The organism is Streptomyces sp. NPDC058620 (assembly GCF_042717135.1).
GTDB lineage: Bacteria > Actinomycetota > Actinomycetes > Streptomycetales > Streptomycetaceae > Streptomyces.
On the sequence record NZ_JBHXQO010000068.1, the window covers coordinates 1 to 19,409 of the forward strand.

Here is a 19,409-nt window from a genome sequence, read left to right on the forward strand (position 1 = left end):
GCCACCGGCCTCCCGCACCGGAACGCTTCCGTATCCGGGCAGTCCGCACGCCGAACACCCCGCCGCCGGCTCCCCGCCGGCGCCGCCGCCTTCCGGCCGCCGCCCGACTTCCGTCCAGGAGTTCCTTCCATGCTCTCTTCCCTCGCCAAGCTCAGAGCCTCCGGGCCCACCGCCCGAGCGGCGCTGTCGGCTCTCACCGGCCCCCTGCCCGTCTCCCGCAGCCAGGCCCTCGGCGCCTCCGAGCGGCTGGCGGCGGTCACCTCCCTGCTGTCCAGCCTGGAACACCTCACCATGCCGGATCAGAAACGACCGGGGGGACTGAACGACTGGGCGCTCGCGCGGCAGGGTCACGCCCACTACGGCAGGCCGCTGCGCAAGCTGCTCGACATCGTCGCCGACGAGCGGACGAGCCAGGTCCTGCACGCCGCCCGGGTGGCCGCGAGCGCCGCTCTCCTGCTGCCGGGCGACAGCCGCGGGCGTGGAGCGGCCAACCTCTTCCTGGGCCTCAGCGGCGCCCTGCTCTACCCCACCCACCGCTACGGCACGGACGGCTCCGACCAGGCGTCCACCATGGTGCAGACCGCGACCGGCCTGGCCCGGCTCGCCCCCTCGCCCGCCGCCCAGGACGCCCTGATGTGGTACGTGGCGTTCCAGTCCAACCTGTCGTACGTCGTCTCCGGCTGGGTCAAGCTGCTCGGCCAGGACTGGCGCAACGGCTCCGCCCTGACCGGCGTCATGCGCACCCGGACCTACGGGCACGAGAGGGTCTGGCGGCTGGCCCGTCGCCACCCCCGTTCCGCACGGGCCCTCGCACACGGCGTGCTGGCCATGGAGTGTCTCTTTCCGGTGCTGTACCTCAAGGGCGGTCTGCTGACCCGTCCGATGATCGGCGGCGTCGCCGTGTTCCACGTCGCCAACGGCTTCGTCATGGGGCTGGGCCGGTTCATACCGGCCTTCACCGCGATGCACCCGATGGTCGCCTACACCAGCACACCCCGCAGCCACCCCGCGGCCGCCGGACGGGACGACCGGATGCCGGCGACCGCGGGCCTGCTCCTGGCAGGCGCCGCGGCCACCGCCGCCGCGGTCGCGTTCCACCGCCGGCTACGGACCACCGACCACGTGTACGGCGGCACGGTCATCACCCGGCACGGCAACGAACTGGCCCACGACGGCACGGTCGGCGGGCACGACGACGGCCCGGTGTCCGTCCTCGTGCACGGACTGGGCGCCCTGCCCGCGCACTTCAGCTGGTACACCAGGGCCCTCAACGCCGGCGGACGCCAGTGGCTGGCCTACGGCCGGGCCGGTTACGGGGCGAGCAGGCGGCACGCCCGGACGCCGTACCACCTGGGCGAATCGGTCGACGACCTGCTCGACCTGATCGGGGCCGCCGTCCCGGAGGGACGCCAGGTGGTCCTGGTCGGGCACTCCCTGGGCGGTGAGATCGCCCGCCGGGCGGCGGCCCGGCTCGGCGAGCGGGCGCACTCCGTCGTCTACGTGGACAGCTCCCATCCCGAGCAGCTCGACCGGTCCGGCCAGCAGGGCAAGAACGCCCGGCACGTCGAGGAGATGATCCGCACCACCTCCGTCAGCCTGCGGATGGGACTCGGTATCCTCATGCAGACACCCGACTGGGTACGCAACCTGCCCGTCCCCGTGCGGAGCAGGGCGATGGCCGAGTTCGCCGACGCCCGGGTGTGGACCGCGGCCCTGCGTGAATGGCGGGCCGCGGAAAGGGACTTCCGGTCCTTCGAGGGCCCCCTGGCCCGGCTGGACACCCACGCCCTGGTGCTGTCGGCCCAGCACACGGTGGACCGCGACCCCGACCACCTGCTCATGCACCAGGACCTCGCCGACGCGCACCTGCCCGGCCGGACCGTCCGCAGCGTCGTCGTCGAGACCGCCGACCACGACGGCATCCTGACCGACCCGCGGCTCGCCGGGGAGGCGGCCCGCAGTCTCGTGGCCTTCCTCGACGAGACCATCGCCGGTGAAGCCGCCGGACAGCGCCCCGCCACGGCCGGACAGGAGGCCCGGTGAACACCACCGTTCTCGTAGGGCCCGCCCGCCGGGGGCTCGCCCGCCACTTCGGCGGTACGGACGGCACCGTCCGGCTGCTCGCCGGTCTCGCGCTGGTGGGCACCCTCTGCTCCCAGCATCCCCAGCCGTCGTTCAGCAGGCTCGTCCGGCTCGACGTGTTCTCCACGCTCTTCCCCAACTGGCGCTTCTTCGCCCCGACTCCGGCCCAGCACGACCTGCAGTTCTACTGCCGCACCCTCGACGAGTCCGGGGAGACCTCCGAGTGGGTCCCTGTGGAGGTCATCGCCGGGCGCAGGGCCCACCAGATCGTCTGGTTCCCCGGCCGCCGGGCCGAGAAGGCGGTCTTCGACCTGGGCGCCGAGGTGATGCGCCACCTCGACAAGGGATTCGCGACGGCCCGCGCGCTGCCCGGATACCGCATCCTGTGCGCCCACTTCCGGGCCGGCATCGAGCGTTCGGGCGCCACCGGCGTCAAGGGCTTCCAGTTCACGCTCGTCCGCAACGCCGGCTACGACGACACCGAAGAGCCCGAGATCATCTTCGTCTCCCCCTACACGCCGATGCGTACCACGTCCGCTCCGGCGGCAGAAAGCGAGAAGGCATGAGCACCGCGACCGCACCGTCGGACGCCGCCGTCCCCGAGATCACGGACATCGGTTACGGCAGGGTCTTCGCCGGCTTCTACGACCGGCTCTTCCCGCAGGACGGCTCCGCCGACCGTACGGCCGCGACGCTGGCCGCCTGGCATCCCGGCGGGCCCGCCCTCGAACTCGGCGTGGGCACGGGCCGTATCGCCGTACCGCTCGCCCGCCTCACCGGCGAGGTCGTCGGAGTGGACTCCTCCCCGGAGATGCTCGAACGGCTCCGCGCCGCCGTCGACGGCTCCGGGGCCGCCGTCACCCCCGTGCACGGCGACATCCGCACCTACGACGACGGTGACCGGTACGGACTCGTCTACTGCGTCTGCGGCACGATGTCACTGGTCCTCGACCCGGCGGGCCAGCGCGCCGCCGTCGCCCGGGCGGCCCGTCACCTCGCCCCCGGAGGAACCCTGGTGGTGGAGACCCACAACCCGGGCTTCGTCCGCACCCTGCACGAAGGGCTCAGCCGCACCTCCTTCTTCGCGCCCTACCCCGAACCCGGGACCGGGCTCCAGACCTACTCCACGCTGCTCGCCGAACAGAACCTCTGGCACACCTCCCACCTGCTGCACGAACCCGGCGGCACCCGGATCGGGACCGAGGTCACCCGGCTCACCACACCGGAGGACATCGACGCCTACGCGACCGACGCCGGGCTCGAACGGGTCAGTCTCCACGGCGACTGGTCGGGCGCGCCGTTCGTCGCCGCCCAGAGCCCCGTCCACATCAGCCGGTTCGTCCGCGCCGCCGTCCGGCCGGAGCGGTCATGACCACCGCCGCCGCGCCGCGCGGCCTCGTCGCCGACCTGAGCCGCGCCCAGCGCAAGCTTCTGACCGGCGGGGTGCTGTTGGGGATCGTCGGGGTGGCGTCCACCCTGGTCCAGCCCAAGCTCGTCGCCCACCTCATCGAGGCGGTCGGCCGACACGAACCGGTCGCCGCCCTCGTCACCGTGCTGGCCGTGCTGTTCGTGGCGGACGCCGCGCTCTCCGCGACCCAGGGCTGTCTCATCGGACGGGCCGGCGAGAACATCGTCCGCGAGGCCCGGGTCCTGCTCTCGGGCAAGATCCTGCGCGCCGACCTCGCGCACCTGAACACCCAGCGGCAGGGCGATGTGCACACCCGGCTGGTGGGCGACACCGCGCTGATGAAGATCGCGCTCACCCAGAGCCTCGCGCAGATCCTTCTCAACGGACTGATCGTGGTCGGCGGGACCGTGATGATGGCCCTGATCGACGTCTGGCTGCTGCTGGTGACCGTCGGCTGCCTCGGTGTCGCGAGCGTCGCCTCCATCGGGGTGGCCCGCGGGCTGCGCAAGGCGGCCCTGGTGAACCGCGCCGACACCGGCGAGTTCGGCGCGGACCTGCAGCGGGTGCTGGCCGCCCTGCCCACCGTGAAGGCGGCCAACGCCGAGGGCCGCGAGGAGGACCGGCTCGCGGCACTCGCGGACAAGGTCCGCCGGTCCGGCAACCGGGTCACCGTCCTGAACGCGCTGTTCTCACCTGTCCTGAACGTCGGTCTGCAGGCCTCGCTGGCCGCCGTGATGGGCATCGGCATGGCACGGGTGGCGACCGGCTCCCTGGGCGTCGCCGACTTCACGGCCTTCACGATGTACCTCTTCTACCTCGTCTCCCCACTGGTCCTGGTGTTCCTCTCGATCGGCACCTACCAGCAGGGCCGGGCCGCCGTGCAACGCGTGGACGAACTGGCCGGCATCCCGCAGGAGGACACCCCCGGCCCCGGCACCGCCTCACGTCCCGGTGGGGATCCGGGCCTCGGCGAGGCCCCCGAGCCTCCCGCGCCGACACCGGCGCCGCCGGACGGGCACCCGGCGGTCGAGTTCCGGGACGTCCGATTCGGCTACGGCGACCGGCCCGTCCTGGACGCGGTCTCCTTCACCGTCCCCCGACGAGGACTCACCGCCCTGGTCGGTGTCTCCGGCGCGGGCAAGACCACCGTCTTCCAGCTCATCGAGAGGTTCTACCGGCCCGGACAGGGAGCCGTCGTCCTGGACGGCAAGGACATCGCGCACCTGAAACCCGCCGAGATCCGCGGCCGTGTCGGCTACGTCCAGCAGGACAACGCCGCGATGCGCGGCACCCTCCGGGAGAACATCGTCTACGCCGCGCCCGACGCCACCGAGGCGGACATCGAGGAGGCCGTCGAACTCGCCGGACTCACCGACGTGGTCGCCGCCCTGCCCGACGGCCTGGACACCCACCTCGGCGACCAGGGCATCGGCCTCTCCGGCGGCCAGCGGCAGCGGCTCTGCGTGGCCCGCGCCCTGCTGCAGAAGCCCGCTGTGATCCTCCTCGACGAGGCCACCGCGCACCTCGACTCCGAGGCGGAGGCGGCCCTGCGCGACAGCCTGAGACGCATCGCCCGCCGCTGCGCGGTCGTCGCCATCGCGCACCGCATCTCCACCGTGGTCGAGGCCGACCGCATCGTGGTCCTCGACGGCGGCCGGGTCCGCGCCGTAGGCACGCATCCGGAGCTCATCCGGGACGACGCTCTCTACCGCCGGCTGGCCGCCGCCCAGTTCGCGGACGGCGCCCGCGCCGCCTCGGCGGCAGAGGCGGCCACCGGCGCACCGTCCGCGCAGCCCACCGCGGGAGTGGCCGGATGACCCCCGCCCCCGCCGGACGCGTGCCGCCGCGGGCCCGGCACCGGCAGCCCGCGCCCGGCGACGCCCGGACCGGCCTCCGGCACGCCGGGGGCCGGGGGTGCCCACGGTGAGCGAGGCGGACGCGGCCGTCGTCGGCAGCGGCCCCAACGGCCTCACCGCCGCGGTCGCCCTGGCCCGGGCGGGCCTGCGTGTCGCGGTGTACGAGGCCGCCGACACCCTCGGAGGCGGACTGCGCGGAGCCGACCTGTTCGGCTCCGGCGTGATCCACGACATCTGCTCGGCGGTGCACCCGATGGGCATGTCCTCCCCGTTCTTCCGGGAGTTCGGCCTCGCCGAGCGGGTGGACATGCTCCGCCCGGAGATCAGCTACGCCCACCCCCTCGACGACGGGCGGGCGGCTCTGGCCTGGCACGACCTCGACGCGACCTGTGCCGGGCTCGGCCCGGACGGAACGCGCTGGCGCCGGCTGATGGAACCCCTCCTGGCGCACGGGGAGGACCTGGCCAGGCTGCTCCTGTCCGACCTGCGACGGCCGCCCGGACTCCGGGCCGCCCCGGCCCTGCTGAGCCGGGTCCTGCTCCATGGGACCCGCCTCGGCCCGCTCTCCTTCCGCGGCGAGGAGGCACGGGCGCTGCTGGCCGGCGCCGCCGCACACCTGACCGGCCCGCTGCCGTCGCTGCCCGGCGCCGCCGTCGGGCTGCTGCTGGCCCAACTCGCCCACGGTCCCGGCTGGCCGGTACCGCGCGGCGGCAGCCGGAGCATCGCCGGCGCCCTGGCCGCCGACATCCAGGCGCACGGCGGCGTCCTGCACACCGGGCGGGAGATCACCGACCTGCGGGAGCTGGACGGTGTCCGCACGGTGCTCCTGGACACCTCGCCCACCGCCCTGGCCGCCCTCGCGGGTGACCGGCTTCCCCCGGGCTACGCCCGCGCGCTGCGCCGCTACCGGTACGGTCCGGCCGCCGGCAAGGCCGACTTCCTCGTCTCGGAGCCGATCCCCTGGTCCGCCCCCGGCGTCGGCCGGGCGGTGACCGTCCACCTCGGCGGCACGGCGGCGGAGGTCTTCCGCCAGGAGACGGCCAACGCCCGCGGCACGGCGGGCGAACGACCCTTCGTGCTGGTGGTGGATCCGGCGGTCGCCGACCCGGGACGGGCCCTTGCCGGGCGCCGCCCGGTGTCGGCGTACGCGCACCTCCCGCACGGCTCCGCCCACGACCCGCTGCCGCTCGTCCGGGCGGCGATCGAGCGGTACGCCCCGGGCTTCACCGACACCGTGGTCGCCGAACGCGGCGTGTCCGGGGCGGACCTGGCCCGCTACAACCCCAACTACGTCGGCGGGGACATCGCGACGGGCGCCCTCGGCCTGCGGCAGTCCGTGTTCCGGCCCGTCGCCCGGTGGGACCCGTACCGCACCCCGCTGCCCGGCGTCTATCTGTGCTCGGCCGCCACACCGCCGGGCCCCGGCGTGCACGGGATGTGCGGCCTGCTGGCCGCCCGGAGCGCCCTGCGCCGGGAGTTCGGCCTGACGCTGCCGGCGCTGGGAGGGCCCGGCGCCAGGACGGGCGGCGACGACCGGGGCAGAGCATCGGCGGGGTGAGGACGCCCGGCGGAGCCGTTGCGCGGCGGGCACGGTCGTACGGCGGTCACCGGGGGCCGGGCCGGGGATACGGTCTCGCACGGCGACCGCCGTCCGGCAGGCCGGGTCCTGCGGCGGGCCGGGCAGGACGTTCACCCGGCCCGGGCCGGCAGGCTCACACCCAGCCGCGCTCACGCGCGAGCAACGCCGCCTGCGCCCGGTTGCAGGCGCCCAGCAGGCGCAGCACATCGGAGATGTGCCGCCGGTAGGTGCGCAGGGACATCCGGGCCTCCCGGGCGCCCGTCTCGTCCTTGCTCGCGGCGCACATGACGGTCAGCACCAGACGCTGGGTGTCGGTGAGCCGGGCGACCTGCCCCGTGTCGGCCGCCACCAGGCCGGCGAAGTCGGTCGCGGCGGCCCACAGCCGCTCGAAGAGGCCGACCAGGCTGCTCACCAGTCCGCTCTCCTCGGTGTACAGGGCGCCGCGCCCGGTGTCGCGGGCGTCGATGGGCACCAGGGCCGCGTGCCGGTCGTAGACGAGGATCAGCTCGGACAGTTCGTCCGCGACCCGGACGGCCGCCCCGCCGAGGTGCAGGTGCCGCAGACGGTCCAGGGTCCCGGGGTCCGCGAGTGCCGTCCCGCGCACGAGGACCCGGACCCGCACCCCCTTGCTCAGCCGGCCCAGGTCGAGGTGCTGGGCATAGGCGGCGTTCTCCGGCGACAGGGCGTCGTAGGGTTCGGTCGCAAGTACCTCCGACCTTGCGCCGAACGCCAGTTGGGACACCCGGGCCCGCACCTGCCGCAGGTCCTCCAGCCGGCACAGGGCGGCTCCCTCCCCGGGAAAGCCGGTCCCAGACGCCGGTCCGTCGCTCCGCAGCGAACCCAGGATCGGTCGTACGTCGACGAGTTGACGCATCGTCCGGTGCGCCGTGTCCAGCTGTTCCCCGGCCAGCCGGGGCACGGCGACGAGGGGATCCATGGCCCAGGTGCTCTGGTCGTCACCGTGCAGCAGCCAGAGCTCCCGCAGCCGCGCGATGGCCCTTACGCCGCTCTCCCGGTCGGGCGGGAACACCCCGTGGGCCTCGTGCTCAGGTGTTCCGGGGTTCCGCAGGAAGTGCCGGTAGATGTCCTCCTCGGTGCTGGTAAGGCCGAGTACGGACATGCTGTGGGTGTTCACGTGGCCCCCCGGGTGCTCAGTCCTGTCGCCTGGTGCGATCACGGACCGACGCTAGCCGGGCCCCCACGCGGCGGGGTCCCACAGCAGTCTCACAGGGGTCTCAGAAGCCCATCCGGTTCACAGCCTTCTCGCGGCGGCGCCCGGTCAATAGGGTGTTCGCCGTGATCGATGACGGGCCTGCGGGGAACGTGGCGGGGGGCCTCACGGCCGAGGCGACGACGGCCGGTGTTCCGGCGCGGGCGACGCCCGACGTCCTGCGGGATGCGGTGCGGAGCCACCGGCTGGTCAACCTGACGGGGCCGCTCGGCAGCGGCAAGTCCTGGCTCGTGTCACGACTGCCGTCGGCGCGTGTGCTGGACCTGTCCCGCGGCGACGCCCCGGACTCCGTACGGGCGGCGCTCGGCGAACACACCGACCGGCCGCTGGTCCTGGACAGCGCCGACGGCCCGGAGGCCCTCGCGGTGCTGGAGCACGTGCGGCTCGCGCGCGACGCGTACCCCGGGCCCCTGCTCCTGGTGAGCCGGCGGTCCTTGCTGGCCCAGCCCGGATGGACCCTCTCGGGAGCCACGGTCATCGAGGCCGCCCCGTGGCCCGACGACCGGATCGCACGGCTGGCGGCCGACGCGCAACTGACCGACCCGGCGGCACGGGACCTGGCCGTCCGCCTGGCCGGGGGCAACCCGCTGATCGCCGGCGCGGCCTGCCGGGCCCTGCACGCGGGCGCCGCGCCGGACGCCCCCGGAGCCGTCGCCGACCAGGTCGCCCAGGAGATCACCGAGCGGCTCTCCCGCGAGCAGCCCGCCCACCGGTGGCAGCACGCCCTGGAGAAGCTCGCCACCATGTGGGGCGGGGACCGGGAACTCCTCGGAGCGGGCCAGGAGCTCTTCGACACCCTCGGCAGACTGAGTCTCGTGACCCGTACGGAACTCGGGCTCTCCGTCCTCGAACCGTTCCGCGGCGTGATCGAACAGGCCCACCGGTGGCGGCGGCCCACGGCCCACAGCGGTTCACGGTCCCGCGCGCTCACCCACCGGAGACGGCAACTGGCGGCGGAGACGACCGTCGCCCGCCGGAGCCGTCTCGCCGAGGGAACCATGGCCCTCAGCGACGACACCGTCATCCGCGAGACGCTGTTCCCGGCGAGCGCGACCGACGGCGCGATCCAGACCGCGGTCCCGGGCGACGCCGATGACATCGGCGGGCTTATGCACCAGTGGGCACGGCAAGGGGGCATGGACACCCGGCGCACGGAACGCCTGGTGGAGCAGTGGCTGCACGACGACCCAGCCGGCTTCCGGCTGGCCCGGAACGGCGACGGCCGGGCCGTGGGCGTCATGGGCCTGGTCCGCGTCGCCGACCGTACCGTCGGCAGCATGGAGCCCCTCCTCCAGCAGCACACCGACCGGCTGATGGGCGGGCGGCGGACGCAGTCCCTGGTCCTCGGAGCCGCGTACTGCCCGGAGCGTGGCCTGCACGCGCGGCTGTTGCGCGACCTGCTGCACCACGTCATGGCCAACAGCCTGCTGCTGACCGTCTCCACGCCGAACCCGCACTACCAGCAGCTCCTGACCGGCCTGCGCTTCCAGCAGCACGGCACCACCACCGACGACGTCTACCGGTGCGGCCGGAAACCCGAGATCTACAGCCAGGACTTCGGCCTCGACGCGATCACCGACTGGGTGGGACGGCTCGCCCTCGGACCGGGGCCCGGCGGCCCCCTGCATCCCACCGGCCCTGATGTGGGGCAGGCCCTCGCCCACATCACCGACGCCGACTGGCTGGCGCACAGCCCTCTGTTGCGCCCCCCGCGCACGGCGACGGCCGAGGACCTGCGGGAGGCGCTGAGGGACGGGGTGCGCGTGCTGGCGGACAGCGTCGTACCCGAGGACGCCGAGGCCGGCTGGATCCTGCTGCACTACTACCTCGGGCGCCCGCAGACCCATCAGCAGCTGGCACGCAGGCTCCACATGAGCCGGGCCACCTACTTCCGCCGGCTCCGGCACGGACTGGACCTCCTGGGGCGACGGCTGACGGCGGACTGAGGCGAGAGCTGCCCGCAGCGCCTCCGCACAGCGCGCGGGAGGGACGAGGGTGTGCCGATAGCGATACCGGGGCGTGATGGGCGCGCCCACAGGGTGACTCCATGTCTGCTTCGTTGAGTTCCACCAGGACGGCCGGACGAGTTTTCCTGTCGCCGGGTGCGGAGCGGTGACGAACAGGGCGTCGACCGCCTTCGCGCTGAGGCGGTTGCTCTGTCGTCGAGCCAGCGCATCTTCTCGCTGCTTGACCGCCCGGGACATCGACAGGCAGTGTCCACTCAGGTGCCGCCTGGCCAACGCCCTGGCATATCGGCCACATGGCCGTCAGGCCAGGGCGAGGAAGAGCTTCTCCAACTCTTCTTCCGACATGGGCGGGGCGCCATCGGCGCTCTCTGCGAGACACTGGCGCATCCCGCTGGCCACGATCTTGAAACCCGCCCGGTCCAGGGCTCGGGATACCGCGGCGAGCTGGGTGACAACGTCCTTGCAGTCACGTCCCGCTTCAACCATTGCGATGACAGCGGCCAGCTGCCCCTGGGCCCGCCTGAGTCGGTTCAGGACTGGGCGTACGGCCTCTTCTTCCACCTGCACGGAGTCCTCCTCCAGTAGCCGCTCCCAGCATACCCCGGTGGGTATATTTACCTGTGCTCGATAGTCTCGTGATGGCTCGTGCTGACGGTCGGATGTGTCCCAGATATCCCCATTGAGCATTCATGCCCGGCGCGGGTTACCTGCCGTATTCGGGCAGCGACGACAGCGAGCAACGTGATGCCAATTCCGGCCCACGTGGCGGGGTGGGTCCAGATCCCGGTGTCGAGTTGCTGGGCGAGGACGAAGACGCCCATGACGACGACGAACCACCCAAAGACCGCGCGCAGGGTGTCCTGAGGGATGCGGCCTGCGAGGCGCGCCCCCAGGAGGCTGCCGACGATGGCAGCCGCAGTCACGATCAGCGCCAGACCCCAGTCGATCTGTACGCCCGAGAGGTGCCCGGCCAGCCCTGCGAAGGACTTCATGGAGATGACGAGGAGTGAGGTGCCGACCGCGATGCTCATGGGCAGTCCGCCGAGGATCGCAAGGGCGGGTACGACGAGGAAGCCGCCGCCGGAGCCCACCAGGCCCGTGACGGCGCCGACGACCAGACCCTCTACTGCGATGCGCTTCACAGGGTGGTCACGGTGCCGGGGCTTTGATTCGGTGCGCCGGCTCGGTTTGCGGAGCATGGCCACCGCCGTGGCGAGCATCATCAGGGCGAACGCGACGAGGAGCGCGGTGCCGGGGATGTACTCGGCGACCCGGCCGCCGCCGTAGGCGCCGACCATACCGAAGGCGCCGAAGAGCAGGCCGGTCCTCCATCGCACCCGGTGGGCGCGGGCGTGGGGGATCAGCGCGGCAATGCTGGTCACGCCGACGACGAACAGGGAGGTGGCGATGGCCTCCTTGGTGCCCTGTCCGGCCAGGTAGACGAGGATCGGCACGGTCAGGATCGACCCCCCGCCGCCGAGAATGCCGAGGCTGACACCGACGAACAGCGATGCCACGATGACCAGGGCGGTCATGACGTGCCCCGCAGCTCCGCGATCACACTGTGGATGTCGGTGCGCGGTCCACGGTTGTAGGGGAGCTTGGACAGCAGGACACCCATGGCACAGGAGTTACTCAGAGCCGCGTACGTCAGGCCGGCGCCGACCACGGTTCCGATGAGGTGTGCGCCGGGAACGACGATGCCCACCACTCCGGTCACGAGAACGATCGAACCGGCGACGAGACGCACCTGACGCTCCATCTCCCAGCGGTCGTCGCCGCGGTTCGTGGGCGCGCCTGCCGCCTCCCAGGCATTGATGCCGCCTCCCAGAACACGGAGGTTCGGCAGACCGGCCTCGGCCAGCGCCTTTTCGGCCTGGGCCGCACGGGCCCCGGAACGGCAGACCAGGACGACGTCCTCGTCGAGGTGGGCCAGCAGTTCGTTCCGGTGCTCGCGCAGCGTGTCGAGGGGCACGTTGTATGCGCCGGGGATGTGGACCGTGCGGAACTCGCCGGGCGTGCGCACGTCGAGGATTCGCGGTGCGCGTCCCTCCTTTACGAGGCGGTGCAGGACGGCGGGAACGATTGAGGAGGTCTGGTCGGGCTTCTCGGTCATGGGAGGCTCCGTTCGAAGAGTCCTATACCCCTGGGGGTATAGGAGTAGGGGTGGTGGCCCCGGGCGGGGGATGCCGCTGCCCGGGGCGTGCCGGGAGGAGGCTGGTCAGGCGTTGTCGGGGTGCGCCGACAGAGCCCAGGCGGCATAGCCGCCGAGGATGTCGGAGACGTCCTCGAAGCCGCGGTGGCGCAGGAAGCTGGCGGCGATCGAGGAGCGGTGACCGCCCGCGCAGTGCAGGACCAGGGGCCGGTCGGCGGGGATCTCGTCCAGGCGCGTGGGCAATTCGCTCAGGGCCATGTGCAGGGCGCCGTCGATGAAGCCGTTCGCGCTGCGCTCTCCGCAGGTGCGTACGTCGACGACGAGCGGAGGGTTCTCCCCTCGCAGGGTGGTGCGCAGCTGTGCGGCGGTCAGGCGGCTCGCGGGAACGGCCTCATCGGCCAGCTCCTTCAGGGCGTCCTCGGGGTTGCGGAGGTATCCCGTCGCACGGTCGAAGCCGATGCGGGCGAGGCGGGTGACAACCTCCTCCTCCCGGTTCTCCGGAGCCATGACAATCAGCTCGTCGGCCGGGTCGAGGACGGTGCCCGCCTGCTCGGCAAACCGTCCCTCGGCGGGTACGTTGACCGCCCCGCTCAGGTGACCGTTGGCGAATTCTTGCGGGGAACGGGCGTCGACGACGACGGCCCCCGCCTGCCGGAGCTCGGTGAACTCGGTCAACGACAGCGGGCGGGGCGCCGCGGCCGGGTCGAACAGGAGGCGGTCCTTGCGGTTGAGTTCCGCGTCGAAGGCGAAGTACCCGGGCGCGGCGGACTGGCCGGCCGTGACGAGGGCAACAAAGTCCTCACGGCTCATAGGGGCGCAGGCGTAGTTGGTGGCGCGCTGTTCTCCGATGGTGGACTGCTTCTCGGTGGAGAGGTTCTTGCCGCACGAGGAGCCGGCGCCGTGGGCGGGGAAAACCCGCACCGCGTCGGGCAGTGCCATCAGCTTGTTCTGGACGCTGTCGTGGAGCATCGCACCGAGTTGGTCGGCGGTCACGCCCACGGACGCGAGCAGGTCGGGACGGCCGACGTCGCCGATGAACAGCGCGTCGCCGGTCAGCACCCCGTAGGGAACCCCGTCGTCGGCGTACTCGTACACAAGGACGCTGATCGACTCGGGGGTGTGCCCCGGAGTCTCCATGATCTGCAGGGTGACATCGCCGAGAGAGACACGTTCGCCGTCGGTGAGCTTGCGGATGGGGTACTCGGTCTCGGCGTGGTGGCCGTAGCCGATCCACGCACCGGTGTGATCGGCCATCTCCAGGTGGCCGGCGACGAAGTCGGCGTGGAAGTGGGTGTTGATGACGCCCACGACGGTGAATCCGTGCGCCTGGGCATCGGCCAGGTACTCCGAGATGTCTCTGCGCGGGTCGACGACCACGGCCTGGCCGGTGGTCTCGTCGGCGATCATGTACGACGCCTGTGACAGGCAGTCGAGGTAGTACTGGGCGAAGAACACGGCAAACCCTCCGTCGGGGACGCGCACCCTGCCGGGTGCGGAAAGTCGGTCGAAGGCGCGGCTGCGCCTTCCGAAGAGGCCCGGGGGTTCGGGCCTCATGCGGCCTTGGCCGCAGCGCCGCGGTCGATGGGTCGACCAGCCCAGGCCCAGGCGGCGGTGCCGCCCGCAACCGAGGCGGCGTCGACACCGAGAGCCTCGAGGTGCTCGACGGCCCGGCCGCTGCGGTTGCCGCTCGCGCAGATCACGTAGACGGTCCGGCCTTCGGGCAGAGCGCTCACGGCAGCGTCGAGCGTGGACAGCGATACGAGGTGGGCGCCGGGCACATGGCCTGCCTGGTACTCCTCCGGCTCCCGGACGTCGATCACGAACGCGCCGTTCGCGAGCTCGCTCGCAAGAACGGCCAGATCCACTTCACGCATGAAGATTCCTCGCCTTCGTATACCCCCCCGGGTATCGAACACTTTCGACCGTAGACAGCCCGGCGGCAAGAAGTCAAATACCCCGGGGGGTATTGCAGATCACATAGCAAAAATACCCGTGGGGGTATTCTGGCCTGCAGGTTGTCAGATCTAAGCGGGATGGAGGGGCGATGGAGCAGCGGGCCGGAACGGTCCTGCCCACACCGGGAGTGAGGCTGGGCCTGCGGGAGAACTGGGCTCAGTTCACCCTGCTGGTGATCGTCACAGCCAGTGTCGGCGCGCTCGTCGGCCTGGAGCGCACGACGGTCCCTCTCATCGGCACTGACCTCTTCGGATTGACGAGCAACCTGGTCGTTTTCTCCTTCATCGTCGCCTTCGGCCTCACCAAAGCCCTCACCAACCTCGCGGCAGGCGCCCTCACGGCCCGCTTCCGGCGGCGGCAGCTCCTCCTGACCGGGTGGCTCGTCGGTGTGCCGGTGCCCTTCGCCCTGGCATGGGGCCCGTCCTGGTGGTGGATCCTGGCTGCGAACGTCCTGCTCGGCGTCAACCAGGGCATGACGTGGTCGATGACCGTAAACATGAAGATCGACCTTGTGGGACCGACGCGCCGAGGTCTGGCCACTGGACTCAACGAGGCCGCCGGATATATCGCCGTCGGTACGACCGCCCTGCTCACCGGCTACCTGGCCGCCTCCCACGGCCTACGGCCGGCCCCCGAAGCAATCGGCATCCTCTTCGTCGCCGCCGGGTTCGGCCTCTCACTTCTTGTACGGGACACCGGCGCCCACGTCGCCCTCGAACTGTCCCGGACGCCGCCCGCAGAGGCCCCAAAGGAACGGGACCAGTCATTCACATTCACGGCAGTGTTCGCGCGCACATCGTGGCGCAACCGCTCCTTGCGCGGCGCCAGCCAGGCAGGCTTCGTCAACAACCTCAACGACGGCCTCACCTGGGGCGTCTTCCCACTACTCTTCGCCGACCACGGACTCGGCATTGCCGCCATTGGCCTGATCAAGGGGCTCTATCCACTCCTGTGGGGCATCGGACAGATACCCGCAGGCCACCTGGCAGACCGGATCGGTCGTAAACCGCTCATCGTCACGGGCATGCTCGTCCAAGCTGGCGGCCTCCTCGCAGCCTTGGTGATCCTTGACCGTCCCCTCCTCGCGGGCGTTCTCTCCGCCGTAGCCCTTGGACTGGGCACGGCGATGGTCTACCCGGCGCTCATCGCCTCCGTCTCCGACCACACCCAACCCGCCTCGCGGGCGAACGCGCTGGGTACCTACCGCTTCTGGCGCGACCTCGGTTACGCGGCCGGAGCCCTCCTCGCGGGCGTCCTAGCTGACGCACTCGGCCTGCAGACGACAGTCCTCGCCGCTGCCGTTCTCACCGCGCTATCCGGCCTACTCGCCGCGCGCTGGATCACGGAACGGCCTGGCCAGTGACCCCGCAGGGCACCCACGCTCGTATCCGAGAGGCCGAACCCGGCCAGACAGGACACGGTTCCAACGGCGGCGCGCAATAAGGGAGTCCTGCGAGCACTGAGGATGAGGCGGCCGGTGTCTCGAACTCCGAGCTTGGGCGTCGTTTCAATCAGCCTTTCAGCGTTGCCTCTCCAGGGTGAGGACCGCGGTGGCGATGACCGTCATGCGGTTCGGGCTGCAGCGGCTTCTGCGGAAGATCCGCCAGGACTTCAGGCGGGCGACGCCTCGTTTGAAGGCGAGGAATGCGATGGCGTCGCCGGCGGGTTCGCGGCATGGATGCCTTCCTCTCGCAGTGCGACTCGATCAGCCTAAGCAGCCGTGTCGTGTGTGGTGGGTGGCCCTGGCATCTCGCCTACTGAGAACAGGCCGTCTGGGGATTCCACGGCGGACAGTGGCTGGAGGAGTCAAGCTGTGAGCCGTAGAACTGCGTTCGACCCGATCCCTTCGTGGATTTCCCGGCCGGACGTGAGCGTCGTCGGCGAGCCGGATGGGACCGGAGTCGGGGCCGGTGCGCTGGGGATGCCTCTCGCCGAAGGGGGCGAGCGGGCAGAGGCGGGCGGTCTGTCAGTGCGCGCTCTGGGTGCGGCCGGGCTGACGGGCAAGGCCCGCCAGGCTCTGACGGTCCCTCGGGAGGACGGGCCTCCCCTCGTGGTCTACGGCATCGGCCCGGCGTCCGCGGTGGACTGTAACGTCCTGCGGCACGCCGGTGCCTCCTTCGCCGCAGCGGCCGCTGGTCATGCCCGGCTGGCTCTGGTGGCACCGGAGGTGCCGCTGGGGATGGAGGAGGTGGTACAGGCTCTCGTGGAGGGAGTTCTCCTCGCCCGGTACAGCTTCGACCCCCTGCGCCGGGAACCCGGCTCGACACCGCTTCAGGCCCTGGTGATCGTGGTGCCACCAGAGGCCCGGGAGGGCGCCGAGAGGGGAGCTGTGAAAGGTGCGGAGCTGGCGCGTGCCACGCTCCTGGCGAGGGATCTGGCCACCAGTCCTCCGAGTCTGTTCAATGCCGAGGCCATGGCCATCACCGCCCGGCTGCTGGGCGCCCAGTGCGGCCTGGGCGTAGAGGTGTTCGGGCCGCAGGAGTTGCGGGCGCTGGGGTGCGGGGGACTGCTGGGCGTCAACGCCGGCAGCACGGACGAACCGCGCATGATCAAACTGACGTACGTGCCGGACAGGGCGGCTGGTTCGGCGCCGCGGCTGGCGCTGGTGGGCAAGGGCATCATGTACGACTCCGGCGGCATCAGCCTCAAGCCCTCGGACAGCGTGCACGCCACCATGAAGAACGACATGTCCGGTGCGGGCGCCATCCTGGGAGCGATGTCCGTCCTGCGGGCCTTGGACTGCCCGACGGCGGTGACCGGATACCTGATGTGCACCGACAACATGCCCTCCGGTTCGGCGACCAAGCTCGGTGACGTGCTGACCATGCGCAGCGGCATGACCGTGGAGGTCCTCAACACCGACGCGGAAGGGCGGCTGGTCATGGCCGACGCCCTGGCCCTGGCCGCGGAGGAGACTCCTGATGCGATCGTGGACATCGCCACCTTGACCGGGGCCTGCCTGCGGGCCCTGGGCCCGGAGATGGCCGGGGTGTTCGGCAACACCCAGCCGCTGGTCGACCAGGTCCTCCACGCGGCGCGGGAAGTCGACGAGCCGGCGTGGCAACTGCCCCAGTCCAGCCGCTACCGCCCGGATCTGGACTCCGACGTCGCCGACATCGCGAACATGGGCGGGGCGAACGCCGCGGCGATCCACGCCTCGCTGTTCCTGGAGGAGTTCGTGGCCGGACTGCCCTGGGCGCACATCGACATCGCCGGCCCCGCCCAGAGCGATACCGCCTCCTCGTGGCGGAACAAGGGCTGCACCGGCTTCGGAGCCCGCCTGCTCACCCGTCTCGCGCTCGACTTCGAACCCCCCGCCAAGGACGCCACCTCGACCTCCGATCACGGCGTCAGCGAGGTGACCTCCTCATGAGCAGCCCCCGTGGAGGCAACAATGCCCCTGAGGAACCCCTGACGCCCGCCGCGGGAACCAAGACCGACAGGACCCGTTCGCAGAAGATGCTCGACACGGTCGAGAAGATCGGCAACAAGGTCCCGCACCCGGCAGTGATCTTCCTGCTGCTGTGCATGGTGGTGATCGTGCTGTCCGCGGTCCTGAACGCGTTCGACGTGGGGGTGACCTACGAGACCGCGGCGCCCGAGCCGGTGCCGGTCACCGAGACCTACGAGGGCGGCACCGAGTACCCCTCGATGGAGGTGCCGCCCGAGGCGCAGTACGAGCACACCTACGAGACGGTGACGGAGACCGCGAAGGTCGAGAGCCTGCTCTCCGGCGACGGGGTGCGGTTCCTGTTCACCTCCGCCACGCACAACTTCAACGACTTCGGTGTCGTCGCCGTGATCCTCGTGGTGATGGTCGGTGTCGGTCTCGCGGAGGAGGCGGGCCTGATCGCCGCGCTGATCCGCAAGCTCGTCGCCGTCGCCCCGCGGTGGGCGCTGACCGCGATCATCGTGTTCGCGGGCATCCTCTCCAGCGTCGCCTCCGACGCCGGCTACCTGGTGCTGATCCCCCTGGGGGCGGTGGCGTTCATCAGCGTCGGCCGACATCCGCTGGCCGGTATCGCCGCGGCGTTCGCGGGTGTCAGCGCCGCGTTCGGGGTGAACCTGATCATCGCCCCGATCGACGGGATCATCACCGAGATCACCAACAACTCCATCCAGCTCGTCGATCCGGGCAGGTCTCTGAACCTGACGTCGAACATCTACTTCGGCATCGCCTCGACGTTCTTCCTGGCCGCGCTCATCACCTTCATCACCGAACGCGTCGTCGAGCCGCGCCTGGGCCCCTGGCAGGGATCCGCCGCCAACCAGCCGCGCACCCAGGACGACGGCCTAAACAAGGCCGCCGAGGCGCGCGGGCTGCGCTTCGCCGGGTGGGGGCTGGCCGCGGTGGCCGTCGCGGTGACGCTGCTGGCGTTCATCCCCTCCGCACCCCTGCGCAATCCCGACACCGGGAGCCTGGTCGAGGACGCGCCGTTCATGGACGGCCTCATCGTCATCATCATGATCGCGTTCTTGGTGATGGGCCTGTGCTACGGCAGAGGAGCCAACACTTTGCGCGGCAGCGCGGCGTCCATGGAGGCCATCACCAAGACGTTCGCAGGGCTGGGGGGCCTGATCTTCCTCCTGCTGATCATCGCCCAGTTCATCGCGTACTTCAATTACAGCAACATGGCCACGGTCGCGGCGGTGAAACTGGCCGACCAGCTGGAGAGCGCGGACATCGGCGCCCTGTGGCTCCTCATCGGCTTCATCCTGGTCACCTACCTGCTGAACCTGATCATCCCCGGCATCATCCCCAAGTGGGCGATCTTCGCGCCGATCTTCGTCCCGCTGTTCATCCGCCTCGACGTCGCACCCCAGACCGTCCTGGCCGCCTACCGCGTGGGCGACTCCCCCACCAACGTCATCACCCCCCTCATGGTCTACCTGCCGTTCATCGTGCTGCAGTGCGACAAATACCGGAAACAAGCAGGCGTCGGCACGGTGATCTCGCTGATGCTCCCCTATACCCTCATCGTCGGCATCGGCTGGCTGCTGTTCTTCATCGCCTGGTACCTCATCGGCATCCCCATGGGACCGGGCGCGCCCGTGAAACTCTGAACCAGCCCCCCAGCGGCGGCCCGCCGCACCGCCTGGCGACCCGGCTTCCCCGGGACGAACGTGCTCCGCACGGGGAAGCCGCAGTCCGAAGACCCGACACACCGGATCCTG

The 19,409-nt window shown here is 71.3% G+C and carries 15 protein-coding genes and 1 pseudogene; 9 read left to right on the plus strand and 7 right to left on the minus strand.

The window, feature by feature from the left end:
* Positions 1-129 precede the first annotated feature (129 nt).
* From ACFWSK_RS33315 to ACFWSK_RS33335, 5 genes are all read left to right on the plus strand, one after another.
* Positions 130-2,043 (plus strand): alpha/beta fold hydrolase, encoded by a 1,914-nt coding sequence (locus ACFWSK_RS33315; protein WP_383794566.1) that lies wholly within the window; start codon positions 130-132, stop codon positions 2,041-2,043.
* Entirely contained in the window at positions 2,040-2,648 is a 609-nt protein-coding gene (locus ACFWSK_RS33320; RefSeq protein ID WP_383794569.1) for a hypothetical protein, read from the plus strand. Before ACFWSK_RS33315 ends, ACFWSK_RS33320 begins: the two co-directional genes overlap by 4 nt.
* A complete protein-coding gene (locus ACFWSK_RS33325) occupies positions 2,645-3,454 on the plus strand; it encodes a class I SAM-dependent methyltransferase (protein WP_383794571.1) in 810 nt (269 codons plus the stop codon). Before ACFWSK_RS33320 ends, ACFWSK_RS33325 begins: the two co-directional genes overlap by 4 nt.
* Complete coding sequence (locus ACFWSK_RS33330; protein ID WP_383794574.1) at positions 3,451-5,307, plus strand: ABC transporter ATP-binding protein; 1,857 nt, start codon at positions 3,451-3,453, stop codon at positions 5,305-5,307. The genes ACFWSK_RS33325 and ACFWSK_RS33330 overlap by 4 nt, the downstream gene beginning before the upstream one ends.
* A 106-nt stretch (positions 5,308-5,413) precedes the next feature.
* Positions 5,414-6,904 (plus strand): phytoene desaturase family protein, encoded by a 1,491-nt coding sequence (locus tag ACFWSK_RS33335; RefSeq protein WP_383794576.1) that lies wholly within the window; start codon positions 5,414-5,416, stop codon positions 6,902-6,904.
* 154 nt (positions 6,905-7,058) lie between these two features.
* Here ACFWSK_RS33335 and ACFWSK_RS33340 read toward each other — a convergent pair whose 3' ends face one another.
* A complete protein-coding gene (locus ACFWSK_RS33340) occupies positions 7,059-8,060 on the minus strand; it encodes a helix-turn-helix transcriptional regulator (protein WP_383794579.1) in 1,002 nt (333 codons plus the stop codon).
* 161 nt (positions 8,061-8,221) lie between these two features.
* Here ACFWSK_RS33340 and ACFWSK_RS33345 point away from each other — a divergent pair, with 161 nt between their 5' ends.
* A complete protein-coding gene (locus ACFWSK_RS33345) occupies positions 8,222-10,102 on the plus strand; it encodes a hypothetical protein (protein ID WP_383794582.1) in 1,881 nt (626 codons plus the stop codon).
* A gap of 321 nt (positions 10,103-10,423) precedes the next feature.
* Here ACFWSK_RS33345 and ACFWSK_RS33350 read toward each other — a convergent pair whose 3' ends face one another.
* The 5 genes from ACFWSK_RS33350 to ACFWSK_RS33370 all read right to left on the minus strand — a co-directional run bounded on the left by ACFWSK_RS33350 (position 10,424) and on the right by ACFWSK_RS33370 (position 14,152).
* On the minus strand, positions 10,424-10,690 hold the full coding sequence (locus ACFWSK_RS33350) for a metal-sensitive transcriptional regulator (protein WP_383794584.1): 267 nt from the start codon (positions 10,688-10,690) through the stop codon (positions 10,424-10,426).
* Between the two features lie 47 nt (positions 10,691-10,737).
* Positions 10,738-11,658 carry a sulfite exporter TauE/SafE family protein gene (locus tag ACFWSK_RS33355; protein WP_383794587.1) on the minus strand — a complete coding sequence of 307 codons (921 nt, stop codon included), beginning with the start codon at positions 11,656-11,658 and terminating at the stop codon, positions 10,738-10,740.
* The gene (locus ACFWSK_RS33360) at positions 11,655-12,239 is read right to left on the minus strand and encodes a rhodanese-like domain-containing protein (protein WP_383794590.1); all 585 of its coding nucleotides are present in this window, start codon (positions 12,237-12,239) and stop codon (positions 11,655-11,657) included. Before ACFWSK_RS33360 ends, ACFWSK_RS33355 begins: the two co-directional genes overlap by 4 nt.
* Positions 12,240-12,344: 105 nt before the next feature.
* Complete coding sequence (locus tag ACFWSK_RS33365; protein WP_383794593.1) at positions 12,345-13,733, minus strand: rhodanese-like domain-containing protein; 1,389 nt, start codon at positions 13,731-13,733, stop codon at positions 12,345-12,347.
* A 95-nt stretch (positions 13,734-13,828) separates the two neighbouring features.
* Positions 13,829-14,152, minus strand: coding sequence for a rhodanese-like domain-containing protein (locus ACFWSK_RS33370; protein ID WP_383794596.1), 324 nt, complete (start codon positions 14,150-14,152; stop codon positions 13,829-13,831).
* Between the two features lie 170 nt (positions 14,153-14,322).
* On the opposite strand from ACFWSK_RS33370, the gene ACFWSK_RS33375 reads away from it, so the two are divergent.
* Positions 14,323-15,597 (plus strand): MFS transporter, encoded by a 1,275-nt coding sequence (locus ACFWSK_RS33375; protein WP_383794599.1) that lies wholly within the window; start codon positions 14,323-14,325, stop codon positions 15,595-15,597.
* Positions 15,598-15,753: 156 nt separating this feature from the next.
* Here ACFWSK_RS33375 and ACFWSK_RS33380 read toward each other — a convergent pair.
* Positions 15,754-15,867, minus strand: a pseudogene (locus tag ACFWSK_RS33380) (IS5/IS1182 family transposase); the annotation flags it as partial.
* 180 nt (positions 15,868-16,047) lie between these two features.
* On the opposite strand from ACFWSK_RS33380, the gene ACFWSK_RS33385 reads away from it, so the two are divergent.
* Positions 16,048-17,607 carry a leucyl aminopeptidase family protein gene (locus ACFWSK_RS33385; protein ID WP_383794602.1) on the plus strand — a complete coding sequence of 520 codons (1,560 nt, stop codon included), beginning with the start codon at positions 16,048-16,050 and terminating at the stop codon, positions 17,605-17,607.
* The gene (locus ACFWSK_RS33390; protein WP_383794605.1) at positions 17,604-19,298 is read left to right on the plus strand and encodes an AbgT family transporter; all 1,695 of its coding nucleotides are present in this window, start codon (positions 17,604-17,606) and stop codon (positions 19,296-19,298) included. The genes ACFWSK_RS33385 and ACFWSK_RS33390 overlap by 4 nt, the downstream gene beginning before the upstream one ends.
* Positions 19,299-19,409: the final 111 nt, after the last annotated feature.